This is a genomic window from Azospirillum sp. INR13, assembly GCF_015390205.1.
Lineage (GTDB): Bacteria > Pseudomonadota > Alphaproteobacteria > Azospirillales > Azospirillaceae > Azospirillum.
Genome location: NZ_VUOI01000030.1, coordinates 1 through 22,906, shown reverse-complemented (window position 1 = coordinate 22,906; position 22,906 = coordinate 1). Strand labels below are relative to the sequence as shown.

Annotated in this window: 21 protein-coding genes, 1 pseudogene and 1 riboswitch; of the genes and pseudogenes, 7 read left to right on the top strand and 15 right to left on the bottom strand. The window is 68.4% G+C overall.

The features are described 5' to 3' along the window. The first annotated feature begins 130 nt into the window (after positions 1–130). Positions 131–619: an Lrp/AsnC family transcriptional regulator gene (locus F1643_RS17980; RefSeq protein ID WP_194914583.1), complete on the top strand. Its 489-nt coding sequence runs from the start codon at positions 131–133 to the stop codon at positions 617–619. Between the two features lie 141 nt (positions 620–760). Here the strand turns inward: F1643_RS17980 and F1643_RS17975 are convergent, their stop codons facing one another. From F1643_RS17975 to F1643_RS17940, 9 genes are all read right to left on the bottom strand, one after another. Beyond that, complete coding sequence (locus F1643_RS17975) at positions 761–1,909, bottom strand: glycosyltransferase family 4 protein (RefSeq protein WP_194914582.1); 1,149 nt, start codon at positions 1,907–1,909, stop codon at positions 761–763. A gap of 2 nt (positions 1,910–1,911) precedes the next feature. Continuing rightward, positions 1,912–3,153 carry a glycosyltransferase family 4 protein gene (locus tag F1643_RS17970; RefSeq protein WP_194914580.1) on the bottom strand — a complete coding sequence of 414 codons (1,242 nt, stop codon included), beginning with the start codon at positions 3,151–3,153 and terminating at the stop codon, positions 1,912–1,914. After that, positions 3,150–4,430, bottom strand: coding sequence for a glycosyltransferase family 4 protein (locus tag F1643_RS17965; RefSeq protein WP_194914573.1), 1,281 nt, complete (start codon positions 4,428–4,430; stop codon positions 3,150–3,152). Before F1643_RS17965 ends, F1643_RS17970 begins: the two co-directional genes overlap by 4 nt. Before the next feature lie 6 nt (positions 4,431–4,436). Next, positions 4,437–5,402: a GDP-L-fucose synthase gene (locus tag F1643_RS17960; RefSeq protein ID WP_194914572.1), complete on the bottom strand. Its 966-nt coding sequence runs from the start codon at positions 5,400–5,402 to the stop codon at positions 4,437–4,439. A 195-nt stretch (positions 5,403–5,597) separates the two neighbouring features. Beyond that, positions 5,598–6,593: an NAD(P)-dependent oxidoreductase gene (locus F1643_RS17955; RefSeq protein ID WP_194914571.1), complete on the bottom strand. Its 996-nt coding sequence runs from the start codon at positions 6,591–6,593 to the stop codon at positions 5,598–5,600. A gap of 48 nt (positions 6,594–6,641) precedes the next feature. After that, on the bottom strand, positions 6,642–6,863 hold the full coding sequence (locus F1643_RS23835; RefSeq protein WP_255542994.1) for a hypothetical protein: 222 nt from the start codon (positions 6,861–6,863) through the stop codon (positions 6,642–6,644). Beyond that, positions 6,860–7,996 carry a nucleotide sugar dehydrogenase gene (locus F1643_RS17950; protein ID WP_255542993.1) on the bottom strand — a complete coding sequence of 379 codons (1,137 nt, stop codon included), beginning with the start codon at positions 7,994–7,996 and terminating at the stop codon, positions 6,860–6,862. The genes F1643_RS23835 and F1643_RS17950 overlap by 4 nt, the downstream gene beginning before the upstream one ends. A 230-nt stretch (positions 7,997–8,226) precedes the next feature. After that, on the bottom strand, positions 8,227–9,879 hold the full coding sequence (locus F1643_RS17945) for a flippase (RefSeq protein WP_255542992.1): 1,653 nt from the start codon (positions 9,877–9,879) through the stop codon (positions 8,227–8,229). Positions 9,880–9,971: 92 nt separating this feature from the next. Then, on the bottom strand, positions 9,972–12,107 hold the full coding sequence (locus F1643_RS17940; protein WP_255542991.1) for a polysaccharide biosynthesis tyrosine autokinase: 2,136 nt from the start codon (positions 12,105–12,107) through the stop codon (positions 9,972–9,974). Positions 12,108–12,521: 414 nt separating this feature from the next. On the opposite strand from F1643_RS17940, the gene F1643_RS17935 reads away from it, so the two are divergent. Together F1643_RS17935 and F1643_RS17930 are read left to right on the top strand one after the other, a co-directional pair. Continuing rightward, on the top strand, positions 12,522–13,244 hold the full coding sequence (locus F1643_RS17935) for a Crp/Fnr family transcriptional regulator (protein WP_194914568.1): 723 nt from the start codon (positions 12,522–12,524) through the stop codon (positions 13,242–13,244). Positions 13,245–13,608: 364 nt separating this feature from the next. Further along, the gene (locus F1643_RS17930) at positions 13,609–13,812 is read left to right on the top strand and encodes a DUF2892 domain-containing protein (RefSeq protein ID WP_194914566.1); all 204 of its coding nucleotides are present in this window, start codon (positions 13,609–13,611) and stop codon (positions 13,810–13,812) included. A gap of 87 nt (positions 13,813–13,899) precedes the next feature. Here the strand turns inward: F1643_RS17930 and F1643_RS17925 are convergent, their stop codons facing one another. Both F1643_RS17925 and F1643_RS17920 read right to left on the bottom strand, forming a co-directional pair. Beyond that, the gene (locus F1643_RS17925) at positions 13,900–14,469 is read right to left on the bottom strand and encodes an ActR/PrrA/RegA family redox response regulator transcription factor (RefSeq protein ID WP_044553362.1); all 570 of its coding nucleotides are present in this window, start codon (positions 14,467–14,469) and stop codon (positions 13,900–13,902) included. Beyond that, the gene (locus tag F1643_RS17920; protein ID WP_255542990.1) at positions 14,442–15,896 is read right to left on the bottom strand and encodes an ActS/PrrB/RegB family redox-sensitive histidine kinase; all 1,455 of its coding nucleotides are present in this window, start codon (positions 15,894–15,896) and stop codon (positions 14,442–14,444) included. The genes F1643_RS17925 and F1643_RS17920 overlap by 28 nt, the downstream gene beginning before the upstream one ends. 78 nt (positions 15,897–15,974) lie before the next feature. On the opposite strand from F1643_RS17920, the gene F1643_RS17915 reads away from it, so the two are divergent. From F1643_RS17915 to F1643_RS17905, 3 genes and pseudogenes are all read left to right on the top strand, one after another. Beyond that, positions 15,975–16,784, top strand: a complete 810-nt coding sequence (locus F1643_RS17915) for an ABC transporter ATP-binding protein (RefSeq protein ID WP_194914564.1) — start codon at positions 15,975–15,977, stop codon at positions 16,782–16,784. Next, positions 16,771–17,621, top strand: a pseudogene (locus F1643_RS17910) (ABC transporter permease). The gene F1643_RS17915 and the pseudogene F1643_RS17910 overlap by 14 nt, the downstream one beginning before the upstream one ends. A gap of 49 nt (positions 17,622–17,670) precedes the next feature. Next, positions 17,671–18,261, top strand: a complete 591-nt coding sequence (locus F1643_RS17905) for a TenA family protein (protein ID WP_255542989.1) — start codon at positions 17,671–17,673, stop codon at positions 18,259–18,261. A gap of 146 nt (positions 18,262–18,407) precedes the next feature. Here the strand turns inward: F1643_RS17905 and F1643_RS17900 are convergent, their stop codons facing one another. From F1643_RS17900 to F1643_RS17885, 4 genes are all read right to left on the bottom strand, one after another. Next, a complete protein-coding gene (locus F1643_RS17900) occupies positions 18,408–18,986 on the bottom strand; it encodes a manganese efflux pump MntP family protein (protein WP_194914560.1) in 579 nt (192 codons plus the stop codon). Positions 18,987–19,069: 83 nt separating this feature from the next. Beyond that, positions 19,070–19,195, bottom strand: a riboswitch (yybP-ykoY riboswitch). A 26-nt stretch (positions 19,196–19,221) separates the two neighbouring features. Next, positions 19,222–20,568 (bottom strand): guanine deaminase, encoded by a 1,347-nt coding sequence (gene guaD / locus F1643_RS17895; RefSeq protein ID WP_194914558.1) that lies wholly within the window; start codon positions 20,566–20,568, stop codon positions 19,222–19,224. Positions 20,569–20,604: 36 nt separating this feature from the next. After that, on the bottom strand, positions 20,605–21,792 hold the full coding sequence (locus F1643_RS17890; protein ID WP_194914600.1) for a urate hydroxylase PuuD: 1,188 nt from the start codon (positions 21,790–21,792) through the stop codon (positions 20,605–20,607). A 191-nt stretch (positions 21,793–21,983) separates the two neighbouring features. Then, positions 21,984–22,172: a hypothetical protein gene (locus F1643_RS17885; RefSeq protein WP_194914556.1), complete on the bottom strand. Its 189-nt coding sequence runs from the start codon at positions 22,170–22,172 to the stop codon at positions 21,984–21,986. 224 nt (positions 22,173–22,396) lie between these two features. Between F1643_RS17885 and F1643_RS17880 the strand changes: the two genes are divergently transcribed. Next, a complete protein-coding gene (locus F1643_RS17880; RefSeq protein ID WP_255542987.1) occupies positions 22,397–22,753 on the top strand; it encodes an Hpt domain-containing protein in 357 nt (118 codons plus the stop codon). Positions 22,754–22,906: the final 153 nt, after the last annotated feature.

The following is a 22,906-nucleotide window of genomic DNA, read 5'->3' as shown; positions in this document are numbered from 1 at the left end:
CTCTCCCTTGGTTCGTTATGCGATCAGTATGCCGGACTGTTCGTGGAAATAGCTTTCAAAGTGGGGCGGGCGCACCTATGATTTTGGAAGGATTTTTCGCTGGTCACCGCCCCACCGGAGAAGTTTGCCGTTGCCTGCGTCTCTATCGGAAATCGACATCAAAATCCTGATCGCCCTGCAGGAGGATTCGCGCCTGACCGTGCAGGAGCTGGCCGACCGGGTCGGCACCTCCCCTTCCTCCTGCTGGCGCCGATTGCGCTCGCTTGAGGAGACCGGGGTGATCCGCCGCTACACGGCGCTGGTCGATCCGAAGGCGGCGTCGGTGGGAGAGTGCGTGTTCGCCCATGTGACGCTGGACCATCATTCGGCCGAGACCGCCGCCGTCTTCATCGACGCGGTGCGCAAGCGGCCGGAGGTGCTGGAATGCTATGCGGTGTCGGGCGATGCGGACTATCTCCTGCGGGTCGCGGTGCGGGCGATCGCCGACTACAACCGCTTTCTGGAGGAGTTCGTCTTCCAACTGCCCTTCCAGGTCCGCATCCGCTCCAATTTCGCCCTGAAAGAGATCAAGTTCGAGACGGCGCTGCCATTGGGGGGGACGTTGGGGGACGGGGTGTAGTGTGGTTGTGCTTGCCGCAGCCACGTCTTTCAGCCGTCATCCCCGCGAAGGCGGGGATCCAGGAAACTCCGCGGTTCGGCTGCCGAGCCGCCTGGATTCCCGCCTTCGCGGGAATGACGGCCGATGAAGCGGTGGCCTCCCCTACCCCGCCACCCGGCGCTTGGCCGGCACTGCGGCGGCGGCGGTCGCGGGGTGCGGGCCGGCGATGCGGTCGAGCAGCAGATCCAGACCCGTTCGGCTGGTCTCGTAAGCCACCCGTGCGCGGGTCAGCGTCTGGGCGGACGCGGCGGCCAGAGCCTCGCGGTCGTCGGCCCAGGCCGCCAGGATCGGCAGCGCCGCTTTCACGAAGTCGGCATCCTGCGGGACCAGCCCGTCGGCCGGGATGTCGGAACCGATGCAGCCGCGCTCATAGGCCAGGACCGGCACGCCGGCCGCCATCGCCTCGAACAGGACCAGCGGCTGCGCCTCGTTGCGGTAGCGGGTGGGGAAGACGAAGACGTCGATGTCGCGGTAGAAGGCCTCCTTGGCGTCGCCATGAACCGGGCCGTGATACTCGACCGCCCCGTCGAACGCCATCAGGCCCGCGGCGATCATCGCGTTGTCCTTCGGCTTCAGGCCGGGGCCGGCCAGCACCAGCTTGGCGTCCACCCCATCCAGCTGCAGGGCGCGCAGCAGGGCGAACATCGTGTCCAGCCCCTTCTCGCTGCACAGGTTCGACAGATGGCCGATGCGCAGAGGGCCGTCGCGCCGCGGACGCGGGGCAGCGTCGGGAACGGAGAAGATGGCGTTCGACATGGTCATGCAGCTGCGCGCCGCCGGGTAGATCGACTGGAAGCGCATCTGCATCGCCGGGCACAGCAGCACATGGGTGCAGTCGGCCCCGGCGACGCGGGTCAGCAGCCGCATCCGCCATGTCGGTTTGCTGATGGTGGCGAAGGAATGGTGGTGCAGCACCCGCTCATAGCCGAACAGACGCGCGGTGCCGGCAAGCGCCGTGGTGTAGAGCGCACCCCAACCCGAATCGACCGGCATGTAGAAACGGCGGTCGGCCTTGCCCAGCCCGGCGGCCAGCCGGCCCATGGTCCCGAACACCCGCGCCATCTTGCGCAGGTGGTAGGCGGCGCCGCCGCCGTTCCATCCCGGCGACAGGTCGGCCACCTCGACACGGCCGCGCCCCCGCATGCGGTCCCGGAGACGGTCCACCACCAGGGCGGTCACCCGGCTCATCCCGTCCACCGGCGGCGGCAGCCGTCCCGAGACGACCACATGGGTGCGCGCGTTCCGTTCCATCGTCAACTCCCGGTCAGGGCCGCTCCGGCGGACCGGCCATGCTGGCCATCCTCCGGGTCGGCGGAATAGTCGGACGCATACTCCGTGTCCGCGCTGCGCTCCGCCTTCGGGCCGCCCAGCGCCACCACGGCCTTCTCCACCGACTGGGCGAAGAAGCTGGCATCGGCCAAGGCCTGGAAGGGCCGCCCGTTCAAGCTCAGACGGCGCCATTCGTCCTCGTCCCCCGCGACCGACAGCATGTAGCGCGCCAGCCCCTCCGGGTTGTCCGGCTCCACGATGTGGCCGTTCAGGCCGCTGCGGATCAGCACGTCGCGGGCGCCGCACTGATCGGACAGGATGGTCGGAACCCCCATGGCCAATGCCTCGTTCACCACCAGGCCGAACTGCTCCTCCAACGACGGCAGCAGCAGGCACAGCGTCGACCCCAACGTTTCGGCGATCCCCTTCTCCTGCAGGAAACCGCGGAAGATGATCGATCCGTCCAGCCCGCGCCGCGTCACCTCGGCCCGCAGATCCGCCTCCAGGGGACCGGACCCGCAGAGGTGGAGCGGACGGGCGGCCGGACCGGCCAGCCGCCGGTAAATGTCGTAGGCTTCGACCGCCCGGAACAAGTTCTTCTTCGGGACGAAACGCGCGATGATGGTGAAGTGGCGGTCGGCGAAGGGTACTCCCCCCGGGGCCGGCTCCATCCCGGACAGCCGCCGGATGCGGTCCAGGGACAGCGTGTCGTACCCGATATAGAGTCTGTCTTTCGGGAGTCCCAACAGGCGGAAGTAATCCACCGTGCGGTGGCTGCCGCCGATCCCCGCCTGATAGGGGGAGTAGAAGACGCTCTTGACCATCTCCCGCCACAGGATGCGCGGCTTGTCGTCGTATTTGGACGCGTTCATGTTGATGACCTTGCGCCCGGTCAGCCGCATGGTCAGGGCAAGGGCGAAGACGTCCGGATCCTCGTAATGGCACAGGAAGACGAAGCGCGCGTCGACGCGCCGGCATTCGCGCAGCAGGGCGCGGTAGACCGCGGCCTTCGACAAATCGGCCTTCGACCGGCCGGGGAACAGGGTGACCTTGCGGAAGTTCTGGCCCGTTCCGGTCGAATCCCAGGCGTAGGTGTGCGATTTCGACCCGACCTCCAGCCCGATCACGTCATAGACATGGCCCAGCCGGCGGCCGACCGCTTCCAGCCGGTCCATGTGGTAGGGGCCGAACATCTCCCAACTGAAGACCAGCGCGGGCTTCTTCATTCTGCCTCTCCCAACAGAAGACGGGCGTATCGGTCGAGCGCCACGGCGCGGGTGGCATTGGCCTCCACCCAGGCACGGCCGCGGCGGCCCATCGCAGTGGCGCGGGCGGAATCGGACAGCAGCGCCGCCACCGCCTCCGCCATCGCGCGCGGCTCTTCCGGCGGGGTGCACAGGAAGGCGCCGACCTGCGCCTCCAGCGTGGCGAGCGCCGACCCCGGCAGGCAGGTGCTGACGAAGGGCCGGCCGGCGGCGAGGATGGTCACCGCCTTGCCGGGCATGGCGAAGGCCGCCCCCTCGGGCCGCTGGGGCACGAGATGGACGTCGCCCTCCGCCATTGCTTCGTTCAACTGGTCCTTGGGCGCCAGCGGCTGGAAGATCACGTTGCCCAGGCCCATGGCGCGGGCGCGCGACTTAAGCTCGTCCTCCAGCCCGCCTTGCCCGCGCATCTTGACGCGGGCCTGCGGCATCAGCTCGGCCAGATGGCCTGCCATGTCCAGCACCTGCTCCAGCCCCTGCTTGCGGGCGAAGGCGCCGCTGTAGAGTGCGGTCGGCGACTGGTCGGGGCGCGGCAGCGGATGGACCGCGTCGGCATCGACATGGGGCGGGATCACATGGATCGGCTTGGTGACGCCCAGTTCCTCCAGCACGCCGCGCATCGGCTCCGACAGGACGACGATGGCGTCGGCCCGGTTCAGCGCCGTGCGCTCCATGGCGCGGATCGCCTTGACCGCCGCCTTGCCGCCCATGCCGAGCGCACCGGCAAGCCCGGACTGGATGTCGTGGACGATGGCGACGTGGCGGCCGCCCGGCGTGGTCAGGCGGTCGGCGATGGCCACCGACAGGATCGACGGGCAGAGCGACAGCACCGCGTCGTGCCGCCCGACCCGGCCGCGGGCGAGTGCGGCGGCGAAGCCGGCATGCAGCACGCCCTCGTGGATCAGGCGGGCCTTCATGCCGCCGCCGGCCGGCGGGATGGTGGGTAGGCGCTCGATCAGCACCCCGTCCACCGTCTTGCGGTCCTGCGACCCGTCGGCGTAGCCGTCATAGACCTTGTTGCCGGGATAGTTGGGCCGCGCGGTCAGTACGGTCGTTTCGGCCCCGGCCGCCGCGAAGGCGGTGGCGAGGTCGGTCATCATCGGCGCGCTGCCGGCCGGCTCCGGCCAATAGCTCTGCGCCACCAGCAGCAGCTCTTCCGGCACGGGCACGTCCGACAGGGAAAGCGAGCTGGACGGCCGGTCGATGACCGGCTCCCGCAGATGGATGGAATCGTCCGGCATCGGGCGTTACTCCGCAGCCTGCTTGGAAGCTTGGCGACGGTCCGGAGCGGCATTCTCCAGGAACCAGTCGTAGGTACGGCGCAGCCCCTCCTCCAGCGACACCCTGGGGCGCCAGCCGGTGGCGAACAGGCGCGACACGTCCATCAGCTTGCGCGGGTGGCCGTCGGGCTTGCTCAAATCGTGGGTCAGCGTGCCGGTGTAGCCGACGGTGTCGCGGATCAGCGCGGCGAGGTCGGCGATGGCGATGTCGTCGCCGGGGCCGACATTGATGATCTCCTCGCTGTCGTACCGGTCCATCAGGTGCAGGCAGGCGTCCGCCATGTCGTCGACATAGAGGAACTCGCGCCGCGGCGTGCCGGTGCCCCACAGCGTCACCGTCGGATCGCCCGCCAGCTTGGCGTCGTGGAAGCGGCGGATCATGCCCGGCAGGGCGTGCGAGGTCTCCGGATCGAAATGGTCGCCGGGGCCGTAGAGGTTGGACGGCATCGCGCAGATGGCGTTGAAGCCGTACTGGCGCCGGTAGGCCTGGCACATGGTGATGCCGGCGATCTTGGCGACGGCGTAGGGCTTGTTGCTCGGCTCCATCGGGCCGGACAGCAGCGCCTCCTCCTTGATCGGCTGCTCGGCATGCTTCGGGTAGAGGCAGGAGGACCCGAGGAACAGCAGCTTCTTCACGCCGGCGCGCCATGCGGCGTCGATGACGTTGTTCTGGATCAGCAGGTTGTCGCGGATGAAGTCGCCGCCGAAGCGGTCGTTGGCGAGGATGCCGCCCACCTTCGCCGCGGCCAGGATCACATGCTCGATCCCTTCGCGGTCGAAGAAGGCGCGCACCGCCGCCTGGTCGGTCAGGTCGAGCTGCGACCGGTCGCGGATCACGAGGTCGGTGTGCCCGGCCTCGGTCAGCCGCCGCAGAATGGCGGACCCGACGAGTCCCCGGTGGCCGGCGACGAAGATACGGCTGTTGCGGTCCATGCGGGCCGTCTCCTGATGAAGAGGTGTCTTGGGGTGGAAGCTCCTAGGCCCCCTCCCCATCCCTCCCCCGCTTCGCGGGAGAGGGGGTAGAACGCTTGTCGGCGTGACCTGACCGCCGAAGCGGCGGCAGTCCCCTCTCCCGCGAAGCGGGGGAGGGTTAGGGAGGGGGCAGAGGACTGGGGGTCTAACGCCCCCCTACTCCGCCGCCTGCCCCATGCGCCCCAGATCCGCGCGCGCCCGCTCCGCGTACCACTCCACCACGCCGGGCAGGCCGGCGGAGAGCGGGATGCGCGGGGTGAAGCCGAGCGCGGTCAGCTTGGCGATGTCGGGGCTGCGGCGGTCGGTGCCGCCGGGAGCGGCCGGGCCGGGCATCACCTGGGCCTCGCGGCCGAGGCAGGACACCGTCTGGCGGGCGAGGTCGGCGATGGTGACCTCCTCCGGGTTGCCGACATGGTAGATGCCGAGATGCTCGCCCTTGTCGACCACCGTCACGATGCCGTCGATGGCGTCGTCGATGTGGAAGAAGGCACGGGTCTGGCGGCCGTCGCCCTGGATCTGGAAGGGCACCGGGCCGCTGGGATGGGAGGCGATCGCCTCCACCGCGCGGCGGGAGAATTCCGGCACCACATGCTCCCAGCCCATGTCGGGGCCGTAGACGTTGTGCGGGCGGAAGATCGCCACGCGGTCGAAGCCGTTGCGGCCCCAGTTGATCGCCAGCAGCTCCGAGATCAGCTTGGAGCCGCCATAGCTGTAGCGGGCGTTCAGCACGTCCGGCACCACCAGCGGCACATCCTCCGGCGTCGGCACCACCGGCGGGGTCTGGTAGGCCTCCGACGAGGAGGCGACGACGAGGTCGCCGACGCCGTCGGCACGGCAGGCGTCCAGCACGTTCAGCATGCCGCGCACGCCGACGTCCAGGACCACTTCCGGCTTCTCGTAGAAATGCCTGGTGCCGTTGACGGCGGCCAGATGCAGCACGCCGTCGACGCCGCGCACCGCCTCGCGCACGGCGGCCGGGTCGCGGATGTCGCCCTGGACGAACTCCACATCGTCCAGCACGCCGGCCAGCCGCCCGGTATGCCCGCGCGAGTTGTCGTCCAGCACGCGGACGCGGTGGCCGTCACGGACCAGCCGCCGGACCAGTGCGGCGCCGATGAAGCCGCTGCCGCCGGTGACGAGATAGTGTTTCATGTCGATCAAATTCCTCTTCCAAAACCGCTTGGCAGGCCCGGCATGACGTCAGGCCACATGCGCGTAGCGGGCGGCGCCATGGCTGCCGAGCGCGACGTAGGCGGTGCCGTCCGGCAGGTCGACGTCGCGGCTGTTGAAGTTGTTCCAGAAGTCGTAGATCACGCCCGGCCGGTCCATCCGCTGGGCCAGATCCGGCAGCGGCATGGAGGTGAAGACCGGGTGGTTGTTCAGGATGACGGCCAGATTGGCACCGGACACCGCCTCGGTCATGTTGGCCGCCGGCTCCAGCCCGAAGGAGCGGATGTCGTCCGGCCGCACCACCGCGTCGAAGCCGCGCAGACGGGCGCGGGGAAGCGCTGGCGCAGCTCCTCCAGCACCGGCTTTGCCATGGTGCCGCGCAAGTCGTCGGTCGCCGGCCGGCCCTTGAAGGCGAGGCCCATCAGGCTGATGGTCGGCACCTCCGGGAAGCCCTGCATCGAATGGGCGAGCTTGCCGAGGAAGTCGGCGACCTCGACCGGCTGGCTTTCGTTGACCAGACGGCCGGCGGCGGTGATCGCCATCTCGACTCCGACCTCGCGCGCCGCCTCGATCAGGATGTGGGGGTCCTTCTCCAGGCAGGGGCCGCCGACCGGGCCGGGCAGCGGCAGGTTGGTGCGCGGATAGCCCAGCTTGCCGGCGCGCGCCACCTCGACCGCCGAGATCTCCATGGCGTTGCACAGCTTGGCGATCTCGTTGGAGAAGGCGAAGGTGACGTCGCGGTAGGTGTTGTCGACCAGCTTGATCAGCTCCGCCGTCTCCAGGGTGGAGACCTTGACGGTGGTCGGCGTCAGGAAGCCGAAGATCTGGGCGGCGCGGGTGGCGACGTCCAGGCTCTCCGCCCCGATGATCTGCGGCAGCTGGTTCAGCTCCAGCAGCGCCTGCCCTTCCAGCGTGCGTTCCGGGCAGAAGGCGATGTCGAACTGCTTGCCGGTGGCGCGCAGGATCGGCGCCACGACGTTGCGGGTGGTGCCCAGCTTCACGGTGGAGCGCAGGATGACCAGATCGCCGTCATGCAGGCAGCTGGCGACCTGACGGGTGGCCGCTTCGATCATGTCGGTGCGGACCCGGCCGTCCTTGCCGAGCGGCGTGCCGACCGTGATGATGAAGACGCTGGCCTGGCTGCAATCCTGTTGGTTGCGGCTGAAGGTGAAGCGACCGCGCGCGATGACGTGGCGCAGCTTCTCCGTCAGGCCCGGCTCGTGGAAGTGCGGGTTGCCCTGGCCGAGCTTGTCGAGCACGTCCTGCCGCACCTCGACCCCATGCACCTGGAAGCCGGCGTCCGCCATCGCCACCGCCAGCGTCAGGCCGACATAGCCGAGCCCGAGGACGCTGACGTTACGATCGGAAAAAGTCTTGGGAAGCATCGTCGCTCCTGCCGTTTGCTGAGTCCCCGCCACCGGCGGCGGGGCCTTGGAGTTCGGAGACGCCCCGACTGCCCTGCCCTGTCGCCAAGGATGCAGACGGAGAAACCTCGAAATTCGAAATTGTTTTCTTGTTGTGACTTCGCCGTGACGATGAAGTACCTCGTTACCGGCGTTGTGCAGCGCGAAGTGTTTCAGAAATCGCCGTCCGATGGAAAGACCATGATTGCAGATCACGGCCGTATTAATGGTACTAACCCTCGCCGCGCCCTAATGAATGCTTGGAGGCACCAACAGAGACGTTCGAAAGTGGTGCAATAGACGCATTTCGTTCCCGCTGCCGAAAACCGGAGGGCGGCGTTGCAAAATTGTCGGGCGCGATCACCGGGGCAGACAGCCGGGCCGTCATGCTTCACCTCCGTCACGCCGTCGCGCTGGTCAGCCGACGCAGCCTTTTCGGGCGCACCAGGCCGGTCAGGACGGCCACCAGCGCATAGACCGCGATCATCGCCGCGCTGCCGGCAACGAAAATGCACCAGCGCCGGCATGCGGTCGAAGAACGGGGCGCCGACATGGGCCAGGGTGAAGGCGGCTCCGATGGCCGCGCCGGCACACAGCATCGCCCGCGCGGTGATCCCGACATACAGCTCGCCCACTGCCCGACGGTGGATCCAGGCGATGGCGACGGTGGCGGCCAACTCCGCAGTGAAGGTCGCCATGGCGGCGCCCTCGATGCCGTAGCGGGGAATCCACCAGATGTTCAGCAGGGCGTTCAGCGCGCCACCCGCAAGCATGGCGATCATGTAGCCGGTCTGCCGGTGCCAGACGAGCAGCGGGTTGCCCAGGATCATGTTGGCGTAGACCACCGCCGAGGCCAGCATCAGCAGCCGCAGCGCCAGCGTCGCCGGGGCGTAGGCGTCGCCGAACAGCGTGCCCAGGATGACCGGCGCCAGGGCGAAGCCACCGGCGATGACCAGCCCGCCGACCGCCAGCATGACGCCGGCATAGGCGCGCATCCGGTCGCGCATCGGCCCGATCTCGCCATAGGACGCAGCCAATTGCGGCAGGAAGGCGTTCATCACGATGTTGCCGACCAGATTCGCCAGGGTCTGGATCTTCACCGCCGCGCTGTACCAGCCGACCTCGGTGTGGGGGGCCAGGAAACCCAGCATCACCACGTCCAGATGGGTGAAGATCGCCCAGGCGAAGACGCCGACCGCCATCGGCGTCGCCGCCGTCAGGATCTCGCGCCACACCTTCAGGTCGATCCTCGGGCGCAACGTGCCGAAATCGCGGCGGAAACGGCCGATCATGATCAGCGCGTTGACGGTGATGGAACCGCCGGTGATGGCGGCCGCGGTGATGGCGTCCTCAGGTCCACGCACCAGGAGGAAGACGAGCAGCATGGAGCCGATGGAGGTCCCGATCTCCCGCGTGGCGATCACCCCCATCTTCTCGGTCGCCTGGTAAACAAAGTCGAGCACCAGGGCGTTCCCGAGCAGCTGCACCGCCTGCACCAGAAGAACCGCCTTCACCTCCATAGGCTTGTCCAGCGACAGGATGAAGACTGCATAGACGGCACCCACCACCAGGGCCAGCACGGTGCGCAGCGTCAGCACATGCTCCGACAACTCGGCCGCCCGGTCCCGGTGGTCGTTCCGATCGCGGTCGCGCGCGATCTCGCGGATGGCGTAGGTGGACAGGCCCATGTTCACGAACAGGGCCGCATAGGCCATCAGCGACGTGCCGAACCCCAGAACGCCGAAGCTGTCCGGCCCCAGCACCCGCGCGGTCCAGGCGGCAGTGACCAGCCCGCTCGCCATCGTCGCCGCCTTCGCGGCGGCAAGGGCTCGGATGTTCCGGAAGATGCGGTGGCCAGCGGACATTCACAGGCTCTTCGGTGGTGGAAGAAATCTTCGATACGCAGGGCAAAACGGCCTCTCCCGCCTTTTTGGGGCGGGAGAGGGGGGAGCCGTCCTCAGTTCGCGTAGTAGCGGCGGTAGCCGTGGTATCGGCCGCTGTCCGGGAACTCGTACTGGGCGTGGCGCCGGGTATCGACCTGACTGAACAGGACGCCCACCACCTCGCCGCCGGCCTCGACCACCTCCTTCAGTCCGGCCATGGCGGTGCCGCGCTTGGTCAGTCCCCAGCGGACGATGAAGACGGTCTGGTCGGCGAGCGCGGCCAGCAGCTTGCCCTCCGACACCGCCAGGACCGGCGGCGAATCCAGGACCACGCGGTCGTAGTTGACCGACAGGCGCGACAGCAGCTGATGCATGCCGGACGAGCCCAGGGCATCCTGCGGCAGCGACGGGCCGTGACCGGCGGGGATGACGTGCAGGCCGGTGCGCGGATCGACCTGGATCGCGTCCTCCAGCGCCGCGGTGCCGGCCAGCACCTCCGACAGGCCAAGGGTGTTGGCCATGCCCAGCATCTCGTGCAGGCTCTTCCGCCGCAGGTCGCAGTCGACCAGGATCGTCCGCTGGCCGGCGTTGGCGCAGGTGCGGGCGAAGGCCGCGGCGACCGAGCTCTTGCCCTCGCCCGGAACCGACGAGCTGAACAGGATCACCCGGTGCCGCCCGTCGGGGTTGGCGAGCAGAAGCGAGGTGCGCAGGTTCTGCATCGATTCCGCGAAGGCGGAGATCGGCTTGTCGACCACATAGCTGGCAGGCGATCCGCCGAAGCGCGGGATGCGCGGCACGATGCCCAGGCTGCGCACGCCGGTCGCCAGTTCGAACTGGTGCGGGCTGCGGAAGCCGCCGTCGGCCCGTTCGCGCAGCATGGCGAGAAGCACGCCCAGCGTGCCCGACGCCACCAGCGCCAGCAGCACGATCAGCTTGCGGTTGGGCTGCGACGGGTCGAGCGGGATCGACGCCTCCGACACCACGCGGGCGTCGGGCTGGCGCATGTCGGTCTGCGCCGCGATCTGCTGCGACCGGGTCAGCAGCGCTTCGTACATCGATTGCGCGGTGGTGGCGTCGCGTTCCAGGGTGCGCAGGCCGACGGTCGCCTGCTGCTGTTCGTTCTGCTTGAGCTCGGCCTGATCCAGGCTGGCCTTCAGCGCCTGCTCGCGGCCCTTCGCCAGTTCCACCTCGTTGCCGAGGTTGGAGACGATCTTGCCGACATCGGCCTTGATCTGGCCTTGCAGGTCGCGCAGCTGGCTCTGAAGGGCCTGCAGCATCGGGTGCCTGTTGCCGTAGCGGTTGGTGGCGTCGGCGATCTGCCGCTGCAGATCGACCTCGCGTTCGCGCAATGCCTGGATCAGCGGGGATCCCAGCACGTCGCCGACCGCCGAGGCGCCGCGCGGCGAATTGGCCATCGCGGTGACGTCGCGCAGCTTGGTCTCCGCCTCCTGCCGCTTGGTGCGGGCCAGGATGTAGTCGGCGTTCAGCTGGCTCAGCTGCTGGCCGACCACGGTGCTCTCATTGACCGAGGAGGTGGTCAGGCCATGCTGTGTCCGGTACTTCTCCACCGCGTCGCCGGTGGTCTGTGCTTCCCGGCGCAGGTCTGCCAGCCGCTCTTCCAGCCATTGGGTGGCGCGCTTGGACGCCTTGAACTTCTCGTCGAGCTGGTCGACCAGATACAGGTCGGCCATGGTGTTGGCGATCAGGGAGGCCTTGCGCGGATCCTCGCTGTCGAAGCTGACGGCGATGACGTAGGAGCGGCCCTGCGGCCGGACCGACGTGTTGTCGAGCACCTCGTTGACCACCGAGGTCAGATGGTTGCGCTCGATCTCCTCGGGCGACAGCGGCACGCCGCCGGTCTGCTTCCAGCTGTCGGGGATCCAGTTGCGCGGGTTCAGCGCCGCCACCCAGCCGGGGGGCGGTGGCCGCAGCGAGGCGTTGAATTCCGGATCGTTCATCAGCTTCAGCTTCGCCACCACCTTCTCGGCGAAGGCGGGCGACTTCAGGATGGCGACCTCGCTCTGCAGGGAGCTGATGTCGGGCGTCATGTCGGAGACCACCCCCTCGAAATTGAGGACGGTGTTCTTGCGATGCTCGACCATGATCAGGGTCTCGGCCGTGTAGAGCGGCGTCATCCGGAACGCGGCGAGGACCGCCAGTCCGGTGCCGACCACGACCACCGTGCCGATCAGCAGCTTGTGCCGCCGCAACAGCCCGGTGGTCCGGCGTACCGCACTGGCCGCACTGGCCGACAGATCGTAGGAGATTCCGGGGGAGACGGAACCTGGGCCCCGCCGAGACTCAGGGGTGTTGCGTCGGGGTTGATCCTGAAGTTCCTGGGTGGCCAAGGGGGTCCTCCTCGCGTAACGACCGAATGCGCGGCCATAGGACCGTCCGTTAGCCCGATCCGCCGTTTCGGACAGTGGCTGCTGTCCGGCGGGCAGGCTCGGCGGTTCGTCCGATTGGCTGAAACGCAGTGTTAGTCCAGCCGTTGCATCGGCCATCCAGTGCATGCGGCGAGCAATGGGCGCGCAGTGGGTAGCCTTCCTGACCCTGTTGCAGTGCAGTATGGACCGCGGGGCCAGGACGGGGAATAATAGGGGTTACTCGGAAGGACAGGTTCCATGACGAACGAACGAGCGGGCGAACGAGCGGGCGAACGAGCGGGCGAACGGACCGACTGGGCTGCGCTGATCCCCACGCTCTTCCCCACGCTGGCCAGGCTCGAACCGGACTCGGCAGCCTGCCTGGGCAACGCCGGCCGGCGGGTGAACGTTCCGCGCGGAACCGTCCTGTTCCGTGCCGGCGACCGTTGTCACACCTTCATGATGGTGCTGGACGGCGCCGTACGGGTGCAGATGGCGTCGGAAACCGGGCGCGAGATCGTGTTGTACCGCGTCTCCCGCGGGGAGACCTGCATCGTCACCACCGCCTGCCTGCTGACCGACAACCCCTACAGCGCCGAAGCGGTGGCGGAGACCGACATCGACGCGGTGGCGCTGGCGGCCGGCCCCTTCCACGATCTGGTGGCCCGCTCCGCCGCCTTCCGCAACTTCGTCTTCGCGTCTTTCGGCAACCGGCTGACCGGCATGATGATGCTGATCGAGGAGGTCGCCTTCGGCCGCGTCGACCTGCGCCTCGCCCGTTTCCTGGCCGACCGCCGCGACGGTGCCGGGGGGCTGGACATCACGCATCAGGCGCTGGCCGTGGAACTGGGGACCGCGCGGGAGGTGGTGAGCCGCCAGTTGAAGGAATTTGAGCGCCGCGGCCTCGTGGCCCTGTCGCGCGGACGGATCCAGGTGCTTGATGCGGCGGAGTTGGCGGCTCTGACCGGAGGTCATCTATGACTTAGGGTTTACACTTAAATGCTATGCACACCAACTTTTGCGCTACAAAGAATATGAGCAATAGGATAGAGTCAGTCATTCCTTAGACGGAGGATTGCGTCATGATGTGCCGTCACGATACCCCACCGTCTGCGTGATCCGACAAATCCGCAACCATAGCCGCGAATGCAACAGCCTGCCTGCACGCGAAATGCTGCTGCGGATCGAACGGCGGATCATCCAATTTCTCGAAGAGGGACAGGTATCACCATCCGTCCCGTGGCCCGACCGACATTGCGTAGCCAAGTGTGATTCCATCACAGACGGAAGGACGGCCCAGGCGTAGAGCGGTGGACATCACCACACAAACACGACAGGTGCCGTCATGAATTGCCGCAATGTGGGCCCGGTGGATCGCGCGCTGCGCGCCATCGTCGGGCTGATCCTGCTTTCGCTGACCGTCGTCGGGCCGCAGACCCTGTGGGGGCTGGTCGGGCTGGTGCCGCTGCTGACGGCGTTCGTCGGCTACTGCCCGGCCTATACGCTGCTGGGCGTCAAGACCTGCCGCACGGAAGACCGCACCGCCTGACGGGCGCATCAGCCCGCCATGCGAACGGCCCGCTCCCTTCCGGGGGCGGGCCGTTCGTGTTTTCGCGGAAAGCGCCGGGCCGGGGAGTCAGGCGCGCGGGGCGTGCTTGTTCAGGATGCGCTGCAGGGTGCGCCGGTGCATCTTCAGGCGGCGCGCGGTCTCGGAGACGTTGCGGTCGCACTGTTCGAAGACGCGCTGGATATGCTCCCACCGCACGCGGTCGGCCGACATCGGGTTTTCCGGCGGCTGGGGCAGCGGACGCCCATCGGCCAGCAGGGCCGATTCGACGGCGTCGGCGTCGGCGGGCTTGGGCAGATAGTCGACCGCACCGGCCTTCACCGCCGCGACGGCGGTGGCGATGTTGCCATAGCCGGTCAGCATGACGACGCGGGCGTCGGGGCGGGCGTCGCGCAGGGCGGACACCACGTCCAGCCCGTTGCCGTCGCCCAGCCGCAGATCGACCACCGCGAAGGCGGGCGCGGATTCCTGCGCCACCTCGATGCCGAGCTGCACGCAATCGACCGCGACGACGTTGAAGCCGCGCTTTTCCATGGCGCGGGCCAGCCGCGTGCGGAAGGGGGCGTCGTCGTCGACGATCAGGAGGCTGCGGGTGACGTCGCCAGTGAAGGTCAGCTTGACGGCATCGCCCGACAGCAGGTCATCGGTTGTTTTGAGGGTGTCCACCGTAAAACCTCACTTCTTGGCGTTGATGGTCTTCCAGCGCACGGAAATCCGCGCACCACTGCCGCCCTGATTGGAGTGCCCGCGGCGGTCTGATCGGCGGGCGGGGTGCCGGCCGGCGGATTGTTGGTGTAGCGCACCGTCGCGCCGGTCTTCTCCAGCAGCGTCTGCGCGATGAAGATGCCCAGGCCCATATGCCCGCCGCCGGTCTGCCCCTTGGGGCCGGAGCGCTCGCCGCGCACGGACAGGTACGGCTCGCCGATGCGGCCCAGCAGATGGGGCGGGAAGCCCGGTCCGTCGTCCATCACCGTGATGGTGACGCCGCGGCCGTCCCACGCGGCGGCGACCGTCACCTTGTGGCGGGCGAACTGGTGGGCGTTCTGGATGAAGTTGCCGATGCCGTGGATGATCTCCGGGCTGCGGCGCAGGAAGGGTTCCTCCGCCTCGCCGACCGGGTGCGGTTCCACGACGAAGTCGATGTGCCCCAGCCGATGCGGCGCCGCGGCGGCTTCGATCAGCGTGGTCAGCGGCAGCCGTTCGAACGGGTCGCCGCCGTCGGCCTCGGGCTTGCGCGCCAGATCGGCCAGGATCTCGCGGCAGCGCATCACCTGACTCTGCAGAAGCTCGACATCCTCGCCATAGGGGCTGTCGGGCGGCAGGTCGCGCGCCAGTTCCTTCGCCACCACGGCGATGGTGCCGAGCGGCGAGCCCAACTCGTGCGCGGCAGCGGCGGCGAGCGCACCCAGTGCGCCGAGGCGCTGTTCGCGGGCAAGCGCCACCTGCGAGGCGGCGAGCGCATCGGCGAAGCGCCGCGCCTCGGCGGCGACGCGGAACACATAGCCGGCGATGAAAACCGACGACACCGACAGCGACAGCCACACGCCGAAGGCATAGAGCGGCGCCATGGAACGCACCGGCTCCTCCCACGGCAGCGGGAAGTGCCAGAGGGCGAGCGCGGTCAGGCAGATCAGGTTCAGCCCGGTCAGCAGCACCGTGCTGTAGCGCGACAGGATGGCGGCACCCACGGTCATCGGCGCCAGCAGCAGGATGGCGAAGGGGTTGCTCAGGCCACCGGTCAGATAGAGCAGCAGCGTCAGCTGCAGCATGTCGTAGCTGAGATACAGCGCGGCGTCGCGGTCGGCCAGCCGCAGCCGGCCGCCCTGCTGGGCCATTGCCACCACGTTCAGCAGGGCCGACGCGCTGACGGCGGCCAGAACCGGCCCCAGCGGCAGCGGGAAGCCCAACCCCAGGCTGACGAAACCGACCGCCGCCAGCTGCCCGATCACCGCGACCCAGCGGATCAGGATCAGCGTGCGCAGCGTGATGCGGCCGTCGGGCTGCGCCCATTGCGGCGGCGCCGCGGCCGGAACCGGGGCTGGCAATACGCTGGCGAGCGTCACCATGATCCATACCCCCGGCCTGCAAGCCCGTCGCCCGCATGCCCCTGGCGGTTGCGGCTCCCGCCGCCATATTCTGTGCCCATGACCGAGCGAACCATTCCACAGCATCCGTCCGCCATCCGGGTGGCCGGGCTGACCAAGCGCTTTCCCACGCCCGGCGGCGGGGAGGTGACGGCGGTCGACGCCATCGACTTCACCGTGCCGCGCGGCAGCGTGACCGGCCTTCTGGGCGGCAACGGTGCGGGCAAGACGACGACCATCTCGATGCTGCTGGGGCTTTTGCTGCCGACGGCCGGGACGGTGGAGATCCTGGGCGTCGACATGGCGCGCCATCGGCATGCCGTGCTTCCGCGCATGAACTTCTCCTCCCCCTACGTCGAACTGCCCCATCGGCTGACGGTGCGGGAGAACCTTACCGTCTATGCCCACCTCTACGGTTTGACATGCGTCAAAAAGCGCGTCCGAGAATTGTCCGAGCATCTTGACCTGACGCGTTTTCTCGATCGCCCGTCCGGCGGGCTGTCGGCGGGGCAGAAAACCCGCGTCGCACTGGCGAAAGCGCTGCTGAACGACCCGGAGCTTCTGCTGCTGGACGAGCCGACGGCCTCGCTCGACCCCGACACCGCCGACTGGATCCGGACATATCTTGAGCGGTACCGCGCCCGCACCGGCGCCACCATCCTGCTCGCCTCCCACAACATGCTGGAGGTGGAAAGGCTGTGCGACGGCGTGCTGATGATGCGGCAGGGACGGATCGTCGACCGCGGCGCGCCGTTGGCCCTGCTCGCCCGCTATGGCCGCCAGACGTTGGAGGAAGTGTTCCTGGACATCGCCCGCGCCTGCGACGGCTCGACGCTCCTGGCCGGGGAGGCCGCCGATGCCGCCGAATGACGCGACCGCCGCCCATCCGGTCCCGCGGGCCGACTTCTCGCTGCGCCGGGTCGGCGCCATGGTGCTGCGCTATTGTATCTGCTGCGCGGGTCATGGCCGCGCATCCTGGAGCTGGCCTATTGGCCGACCATGCAGATGATCCTGTGGGGCTACATCAACCAGTTCATGGCCTCGACCAGCGGCGGCGGCAGCGGCTGGGTGGCGCAGGGGGCCGGCGTGCTGGTCAGCGCCGTCCTGCTGTGGGACGTGCTGTTCCGCGGCCAGCTCGGGGTATCCATCTCCTTCCTGGAAGAGATGTGGTCGCGCAACCTGGGCCATCTGTTCGTCAGCCCGCTCCGCCCCGGCGAATGGGTGACGGCGCTGATGACCATGAGCCTGCTGCGCACCCTGATCGGCGTGCTGCCGGCGGCGGCGCTGGCGATTCCCTTCTTCGGCTATTCGGTCTTCGCGCTCGGCCTGCCGCTGGCAGCCTTCTTCGCCAACCTGATCGTGCTGGGCTGGTCGCTGGGGCTGCTGATCGTGGCTCTGATCCTGCGCTACGGCATGGGGGCGGAGGGGTTGGCCTGGATCGTCGTCTTCATGCTGGCCCCGGTCAGTGCGGTCTATTATCCGGTTTCGGTCCTGCCGGCGTGGCTCCAGCCGGTCTCGCTGGCCCTGCCGTCGGCCCATGTGTTCGAGGGCATGCGGGCGCTGGTGTTCGAGGGCGTCCTGCGCTGGGACCATCTGGCCTGGGCGGTCGGGCTGAACGCGCTCTACATGGCGGCCGGCGTGGCGGTGTTCCTGTACGCCTTCCGGCAGGCGCGGGTGCGTGGCGCATTGCTGCAAACGGGCGAATGATCGGTAGAGTATGCGCCCGACACCGTCATTGACACCGGAGACCGCCATCATGACTGCCTCTGCCTCCCGCCCCGACCTGTTCGACCGGCTCGTCGCCGAGGCACGGCCGGACTGGTCGGCCTATGTCGACCACGCCTTCGTGCGCGGGATGGGCGACGGGACTCTGCCGCAGGCGTGCTTCCGCCATTATCTGGTGCAGGATTACCTGTTCCTGATCCATTTCGCCCGTGCCTATGCGCTGGCCATCTACAAGGGCCGCGACCTGCGCGAGATGCGGGCGTCGCTGGGCGGGCTGAAGGCGATCCTGGACGTGGAGATGGACCTGCATGTCGGCCTGTGCGCCGGCTGGGGCCTGTCGGCGACCGAATTGGAACAGGCGGCGGAGGCGAAGGCGACGATGGCCTACACCCGCTATGTGCTGGAGACCGGCCTGCGCGGCGACCTGCTGGACCTGCATGTCGCGCTCAGCCCCTGCATCATCGGCTATGCCGAGATCGGCCGGCGGCTGGCGGCCCGGCCCGGCGCGCTGGACGACGCCAACCCCTACCGCGTCTGGATCACGGAGTATGCGGGCGAGGCTTATCAGGAGGTGGCACGGGCAGCACGGGAGAATTTGGACGGCTGGCGGCCGACGGCATGACGGAGGCGCGCTTCCCCCGCTTGGCTACGGTGTTCCGGCAGGCCTGCCGGTTGGAAGCGGATTTCTGGGAAATGGGGATGACGCTGGCGGGGTGAGTGTCGGCTTCGAATTGCCCCCACCCTAACCTCGCAAGGAGCAGACTCTTTTCACCCCAGCGTATGCTCCAGCAGAATCTTCGCCCCCAGACCGATCAGCACCACGCCGCCGGCCATCTCCGCCCAGCGGCCCAGATGCTTGCCGGCCGCGCGGCCGATCAGCACGCCGCCGAACGCCACCGCGAAGGTCACGGCGCCGATCAGCGCCGATGTCGTCACCATGTCCACATCGACCAGCGCCAGACCCGCCCCCACGGCGGCGGCGTCGATGCTGGTGGCGACGGCGGTGGTCAGCAGGGCCAGCCATTCGGACCGCATGCTGCGCACCGGACCGCAATCCTCTTCGCCCTCATCCTCGCCGTCCATGATGGCGTTGCGCAGCATCGCGCCGCCGACGGCCAGCAGCAGGCCGAAGGCGATCCAGTGATCGACCGATTCGACGAGGCTGGCGAAGGCGATGCCGACACCCCAGCCGACCAGCGGCATCGCGAACTGGCAGATGCCGAAGGCCGCGCCCACGCGCACCGCCTCGGGCAGGCCGGCGCGGCGCGAACAAGCACCGCGGCCGAGTGCGGCGGCAAAGGAATCCATGGAAAGGCTGAAGGCGAGCACGAGGGACGTGGCGATCATGGCTATTCCCAGGCCAGACAACGCAGTGGAAACGGACGGACTCCGGCTGGCCGCAGAGATGCCCGATCCACTGGTCTCGCCGGGTCGGCCCGCTGGCCGCCGTGCGCGCCATGGCGGTAACGGCCGGAGGCCGGAACCATCCAAGTCTGTTGACGCGAACCCCGCCCGGTCCGAATGCCGGCGGGTGGCTACTCCCCAATGACGGCGGAAGTCCTACAGGGACTAGGGGCTTCGGTCAAGCGCCCGATTGCCGCAGGTGCGAATTGCGGCCGCGCAGGTAGGTGGCGGCCACCGACCGGTCGTCGCCCAGCGTCATTTGAATGAACAGCTCCTCCTCCAGGTCGCCGTCGACCGCCTTCATGCGATGTCGCATAGCCGGCGTGGCGGCGGGGTCGAGAACGACGAGGTCGGCCCAGCAGCCGGGCTCCAGACTGCCGATCTCGTCGGCCATGCCCAGCGCCTCGGCATTGCCGCGGGTCATCCAGTGCAGGGCCGACAGCGCCGGCAGGTTTTGGCGCCGCAGCTGCAGCACCTTGTAGGCCTCCGCCGCCGTGCGCAGCATCGAATAGCTGGTGCCGCCGCCGACATCGGTGGCGATGGCGGTGCGCACCAGCCGCTCCGGCTTCGACAGGGTGTCGAGGTCGAACAGGCCGCTGCCGATGAACAGGTTGCTGGTCGGGCAGAAGACGGCGACCGACCCGCTTTCCGACAGCCGGCACATCTCCGCCTCCGACAGATGGATGCAGTGGCCGAACAGCGAGGTCGGACCCAGCAGCCCGAAACGGTCGTAGACGTCGGTGTAGTCGCGGGCGCCGGGGAACAGGCGGCGCACCTCGGCGATCTCGTCGGTGTTCTCCGACAGGTGGGTCTGCATGTGGACGCCGGGATGCTCGCGCAGCAGCGCGCCCGCCGCCTCCAGCTGCGCCTCGGTCGAGGTGATGGCGAAGCGCGGGGTGACGGCATAGCGCTGCCGCCCCTTGCCGTGCCAGCGGTCGATCAGTGCCTTGCCGTCGCGATAGCTGCTCTCCGCCGTGTCGGTCAGGGCCGGCGGGGCGTGGCGGTCCATCATCACCTTGCCGGCGATCAGCCCGGCGCCGCGCGCCTCGGCTTCGGCGAACAGGGCGTCGACCGACTGCGGATGGACAGAGCCGTAGACCACCGCCGTGGTCGTGCCGTTGCGCAGAAGCTCGTCCATGAAGAAGGCGGCGTTGGCGGCGGCATGGGCCGGATCGGCGAAGCGCTGCTCCTCGATGAAGGTGTATTTCTCCAGCCAGTCGAGCAGCTGCGCGCCGTATGAGGCGATGACCTGGGTCTGCGGGAAATGGATGTGGGTGTCGATGAAGCCCGGCAGCACCAGCTTGCCGCCGTGGTCGTCGACCGCCACCCCCTCCGGCACCCGGCCGCGCAGGTCCGACCAGTCCCCGACCTCCAGAATCCGCCCGTCGGCCCCCACCAGCAGCAGCCCGTCCTCGTGATGACGCACGGCATCGAAATCGCCCGGCCCGGCAGGCGCGCGGTGGAAGCTGAGCAGGCGTCCGCGGATGGCGGCGGACACGGGCGTGGCGACGGACTGGTCGGGCATGGGGATCCGGTTCGCTTCGATAGCTATGAGGGAGGGTTACTTAATGTCCCCCGACCACGCCGCCAACACCGCGCGCTCCTGCGGGGTGATTGCGGTGATGTTGGCGGGGGGCATGGCGCTGCTGAAACCGGCCTGCAGGCGGATCTGCTCGGCATGGCGGCGGATGCCGTCGCCTTCCAGCACCACGCCGCGCGGCGGGGTGGCGATGCCCTCCCACACCGGCTGGGCGGCGTGGCACATGCTGCAGCGGGTGGCGACGATCTCCTCGACCTGGGCATAGCCGACCTTCACCGGCGTTGCCGCGGCCGTGTCGCCGCCGGCAGGCCCCATGGTGCTGAGCCAGACGCAGCCCAGCATACCGGCGGCGGCAACGCCCCAGGTCCACCAGGGCGTCGGCTTGCCGGCATGGCGGCTGTTGAAGAAGTGGCGGATCGCCGTGCCGACCGCCAGCACCAGCGCCACCATCACCCAGTTGTAGCGGGTGGAGCTGACCAACGGGTAATGGTTGGACAGCATCAGGAAGACGACCGGCAAGGTCAGATAGTTGTTGTGCAGCGACCGCTGCTTGGCCTGCTTGCCCAGCGCCGGATCCGGCGTCTCGCCGCGCAGCATGGCGGCCACCGTCTTGCGCTGGTTGGGGATGATCAGCATGAAGACGTTGCAGGCCATCATGGTCGCCATCAGCGCACCGACCTGCAGCATGGCGCCGCGCCCGCTGAAGATCTTCGTCATGCCCCAGGCGGTCGCCACCAGCAGCACGAAGCCGGCAACCGCGAGCGCACCGTCGTTGCGGCCCAGCGGCGACTTGCACATCAGGTCATAGGCGACCCAGCCCGCCACCAGCACCGCGACGCTGATCGCCACCGCCTGCCAGGGACCGAGCGCCATCACGTCCTGGTCGATCAGGAACAGGTCGGCGCCGCGGTAGTACAGCACGCACATCAGGAAGAAGCCGCTGAGCCACGTCGCGTAGGATTCCCACTTGAACCAGGTCAGCTCCTCCGGCAACTGCGGCGGCGCGACCATGTATTTGGTCATGTGGTAGAAGCCGCCGCCGTGGATCTGCCACGCATCGCCCGCCGTCCCGGACGGCGCGCCTGCGCGCCGGCGCAGCGAGGCGTCGAGATGGATGAAGTAGAAGGACGATCCGATCCAGGCGATGGCGGTGATGACGTGCAGCCACCGCGCCAGGGCGTTGATCCACTCCCACAGGATGGGCTCCATCACACGCGCGCTCCTTCCGCTCAAGGTCCGGGCCGCTCAAGGTCCGGGCCGCACAGGGTCCGGGCCGCACAGGGTCCGGGACCGGCCTCTCCGGCGTGGAGTCTACGGCGAGTGTGCGGGTGCGGAAAACCGTGCTCCTGTCCCAACAGCTTCAAAAAATGGCGAAAGATGGAGGACCACCGCGCGGAACTTCACCCCGCCAGCTCCGCCGGAACCGGAAGCTCCTCCCCCTCCTCGCGGCGGAGCATCCAGACCAGCCAGCGTTCGGTGTGGATCAGGAGGCGCCGGGTCTCCACGCTGTCGCAGCTGCGGCTGTGTTCACGCAACAGTCGGATGGCGCGGTAAATGGCGCATTGAGGGTCGGCGGATCGTTCCGGCACGGCGGATTCCCTGGTGGGCGGTGAAGTCCTCCGACACATAGCGGACCGGCCCGCAACCAAAGCGTGATCTTTCTTGGCCCGAAGCCCGTCGCAACCCGGCCGGCTTGTCTGCGCTTGCCCCTATCTGCTGCATTTATTCAATGTTATATCTTCCGGCATAGTTCCAGGGTCGGAACGCTGCCGCCCCCATGGCCGTTCGTCAACCCGCTGCCCCGGAGGCCGCCATGACCGACACGCCGAACGCCGCGGACGCCGGCATTATCGACGAGGAACAGGTCTCCCTCCTGCTGGAGGTGCTGACCGCCGAGGATTGGAGCGCCTCGCTGGACGGTTTCGCCGACAACGGCCGCAAGACCGTCGATGGCATGATCGCCCAGGCCCGTGCCGGGGAGCCGCACAACCGCACGGCCCACACGCTGAAGGGCACCTCGCTGAACCTCGGCGCGGCGGCGCTCGGCCGTCTGGCCAAGGAACTGGAACAGGCCCCGTCCGCCGCGGTCCTGGCGCAGGAGGACCGGCTCTACGACCTGCTCGACCGCTCCCTCGCCGCCCTGCGCACCCGCAAGCCCGTGAGCGTCTGAACGGGTAGGCAGGCGGCCGCACTTGCACCAACAGGCGGTCCAGCCCCCCACGTTCGGACAGGTATGCACGGCACAAAAGCCTTCCTGCGGCGTTGTCCATCCAGGACCACGACCAGAGAGGCGACATGAGCGAGCTTGCGCACGATCTCGACC

Bases quoted from the DNA above. Each gene is read 5' to 3' on its own strand.
- F1643_RS17975 (WP_194914582.1), bottom strand. From the start codon at position 1,909: ATGGAACGGAACGCGCGCACCCATGTGGTCGTCTCGGGACGGCTGCCG.
- F1643_RS17970 (WP_194914580.1), bottom strand. From the start codon at position 3,153: ATGAAGAAGCCCGCGCTGGTCTTCAGTTGGGAGATGTTCGGCCCCTAC.
- F1643_RS17965 (WP_194914573.1), bottom strand. From the start codon at position 4,430: ATGCCGGACGATTCCATCCATCTGCGGGAGCCGGTCATCGACCGGCCG.
- F1643_RS17960 (WP_194914572.1), bottom strand. From the start codon at position 5,402: ATGGACCGCAACAGCCGTATCTTCGTCGCCGGCCACCGGGGACTCGTC.
- F1643_RS17955 (WP_194914571.1), bottom strand. From the start codon at position 6,593: ATGAAACACTATCTCGTCACCGGCGGCAGCGGCTTCATCGGCGCCGCA.
- F1643_RS23835 (WP_255542994.1), bottom strand. From the start codon at position 6,863: ATGACCGAGGCGGTGTCCGGTGCCAATCTGGCCGTCATCCTGAACAAC.
- F1643_RS17950 (WP_255542993.1), bottom strand. From the start codon at position 7,996: ATGCTTCCCAAGACTTTTTCCGATCGTAACGTCAGCGTCCTCGGGCTC.
- F1643_RS17945 (WP_255542992.1), bottom strand. From the start codon at position 9,879: ATGTCCGCTGGCCACCGCATCTTCCGGAACATCCGAGCCCTTGCCGCC.
- F1643_RS17935 (WP_194914568.1), top strand. From the start codon at position 12,522: ATGACGAACGAACGAGCGGGCGAACGAGCGGGCGAACGAGCGGGCGAA.
- F1643_RS17930 (WP_194914566.1), top strand. From the start codon at position 13,609: ATGAATTGCCGCAATGTGGGCCCGGTGGATCGCGCGCTGCGCGCCATC.
- F1643_RS17920 (WP_255542990.1), bottom strand. From the start codon at position 15,896: ATGGTGACGCTCGCCAGCGTATTGCCAGCCCCGGTTCCGGCCGCGGCG.
- F1643_RS17915 (WP_194914564.1), top strand. From the start codon at position 15,975: ATGACCGAGCGAACCATTCCACAGCATCCGTCCGCCATCCGGGTGGCC.
- F1643_RS17905 (WP_255542989.1), top strand. From the start codon at position 17,671: ATGACTGCCTCTGCCTCCCGCCCCGACCTGTTCGACCGGCTCGTCGCC.
- F1643_RS17900 (WP_194914560.1), bottom strand. From the start codon at position 18,986: ATGATCGCCACGTCCCTCGTGCTCGCCTTCAGCCTTTCCATGGATTCC.
- guaD (WP_194914558.1), bottom strand. From the start codon at position 20,568: ATGCCCGACCAGTCCGTCGCCACGCCCGTGTCCGCCGCCATCCGCGGA.
- F1643_RS17890 (WP_194914600.1), bottom strand. From the start codon at position 21,792: ATGGAGCCCATCCTGTGGGAGTGGATCAACGCCCTGGCGCGGTGGCTG.
- F1643_RS17880 (WP_255542987.1), top strand. From the start codon at position 22,397: ATGACCGACACGCCGAACGCCGCGGACGCCGGCATTATCGACGAGGAA.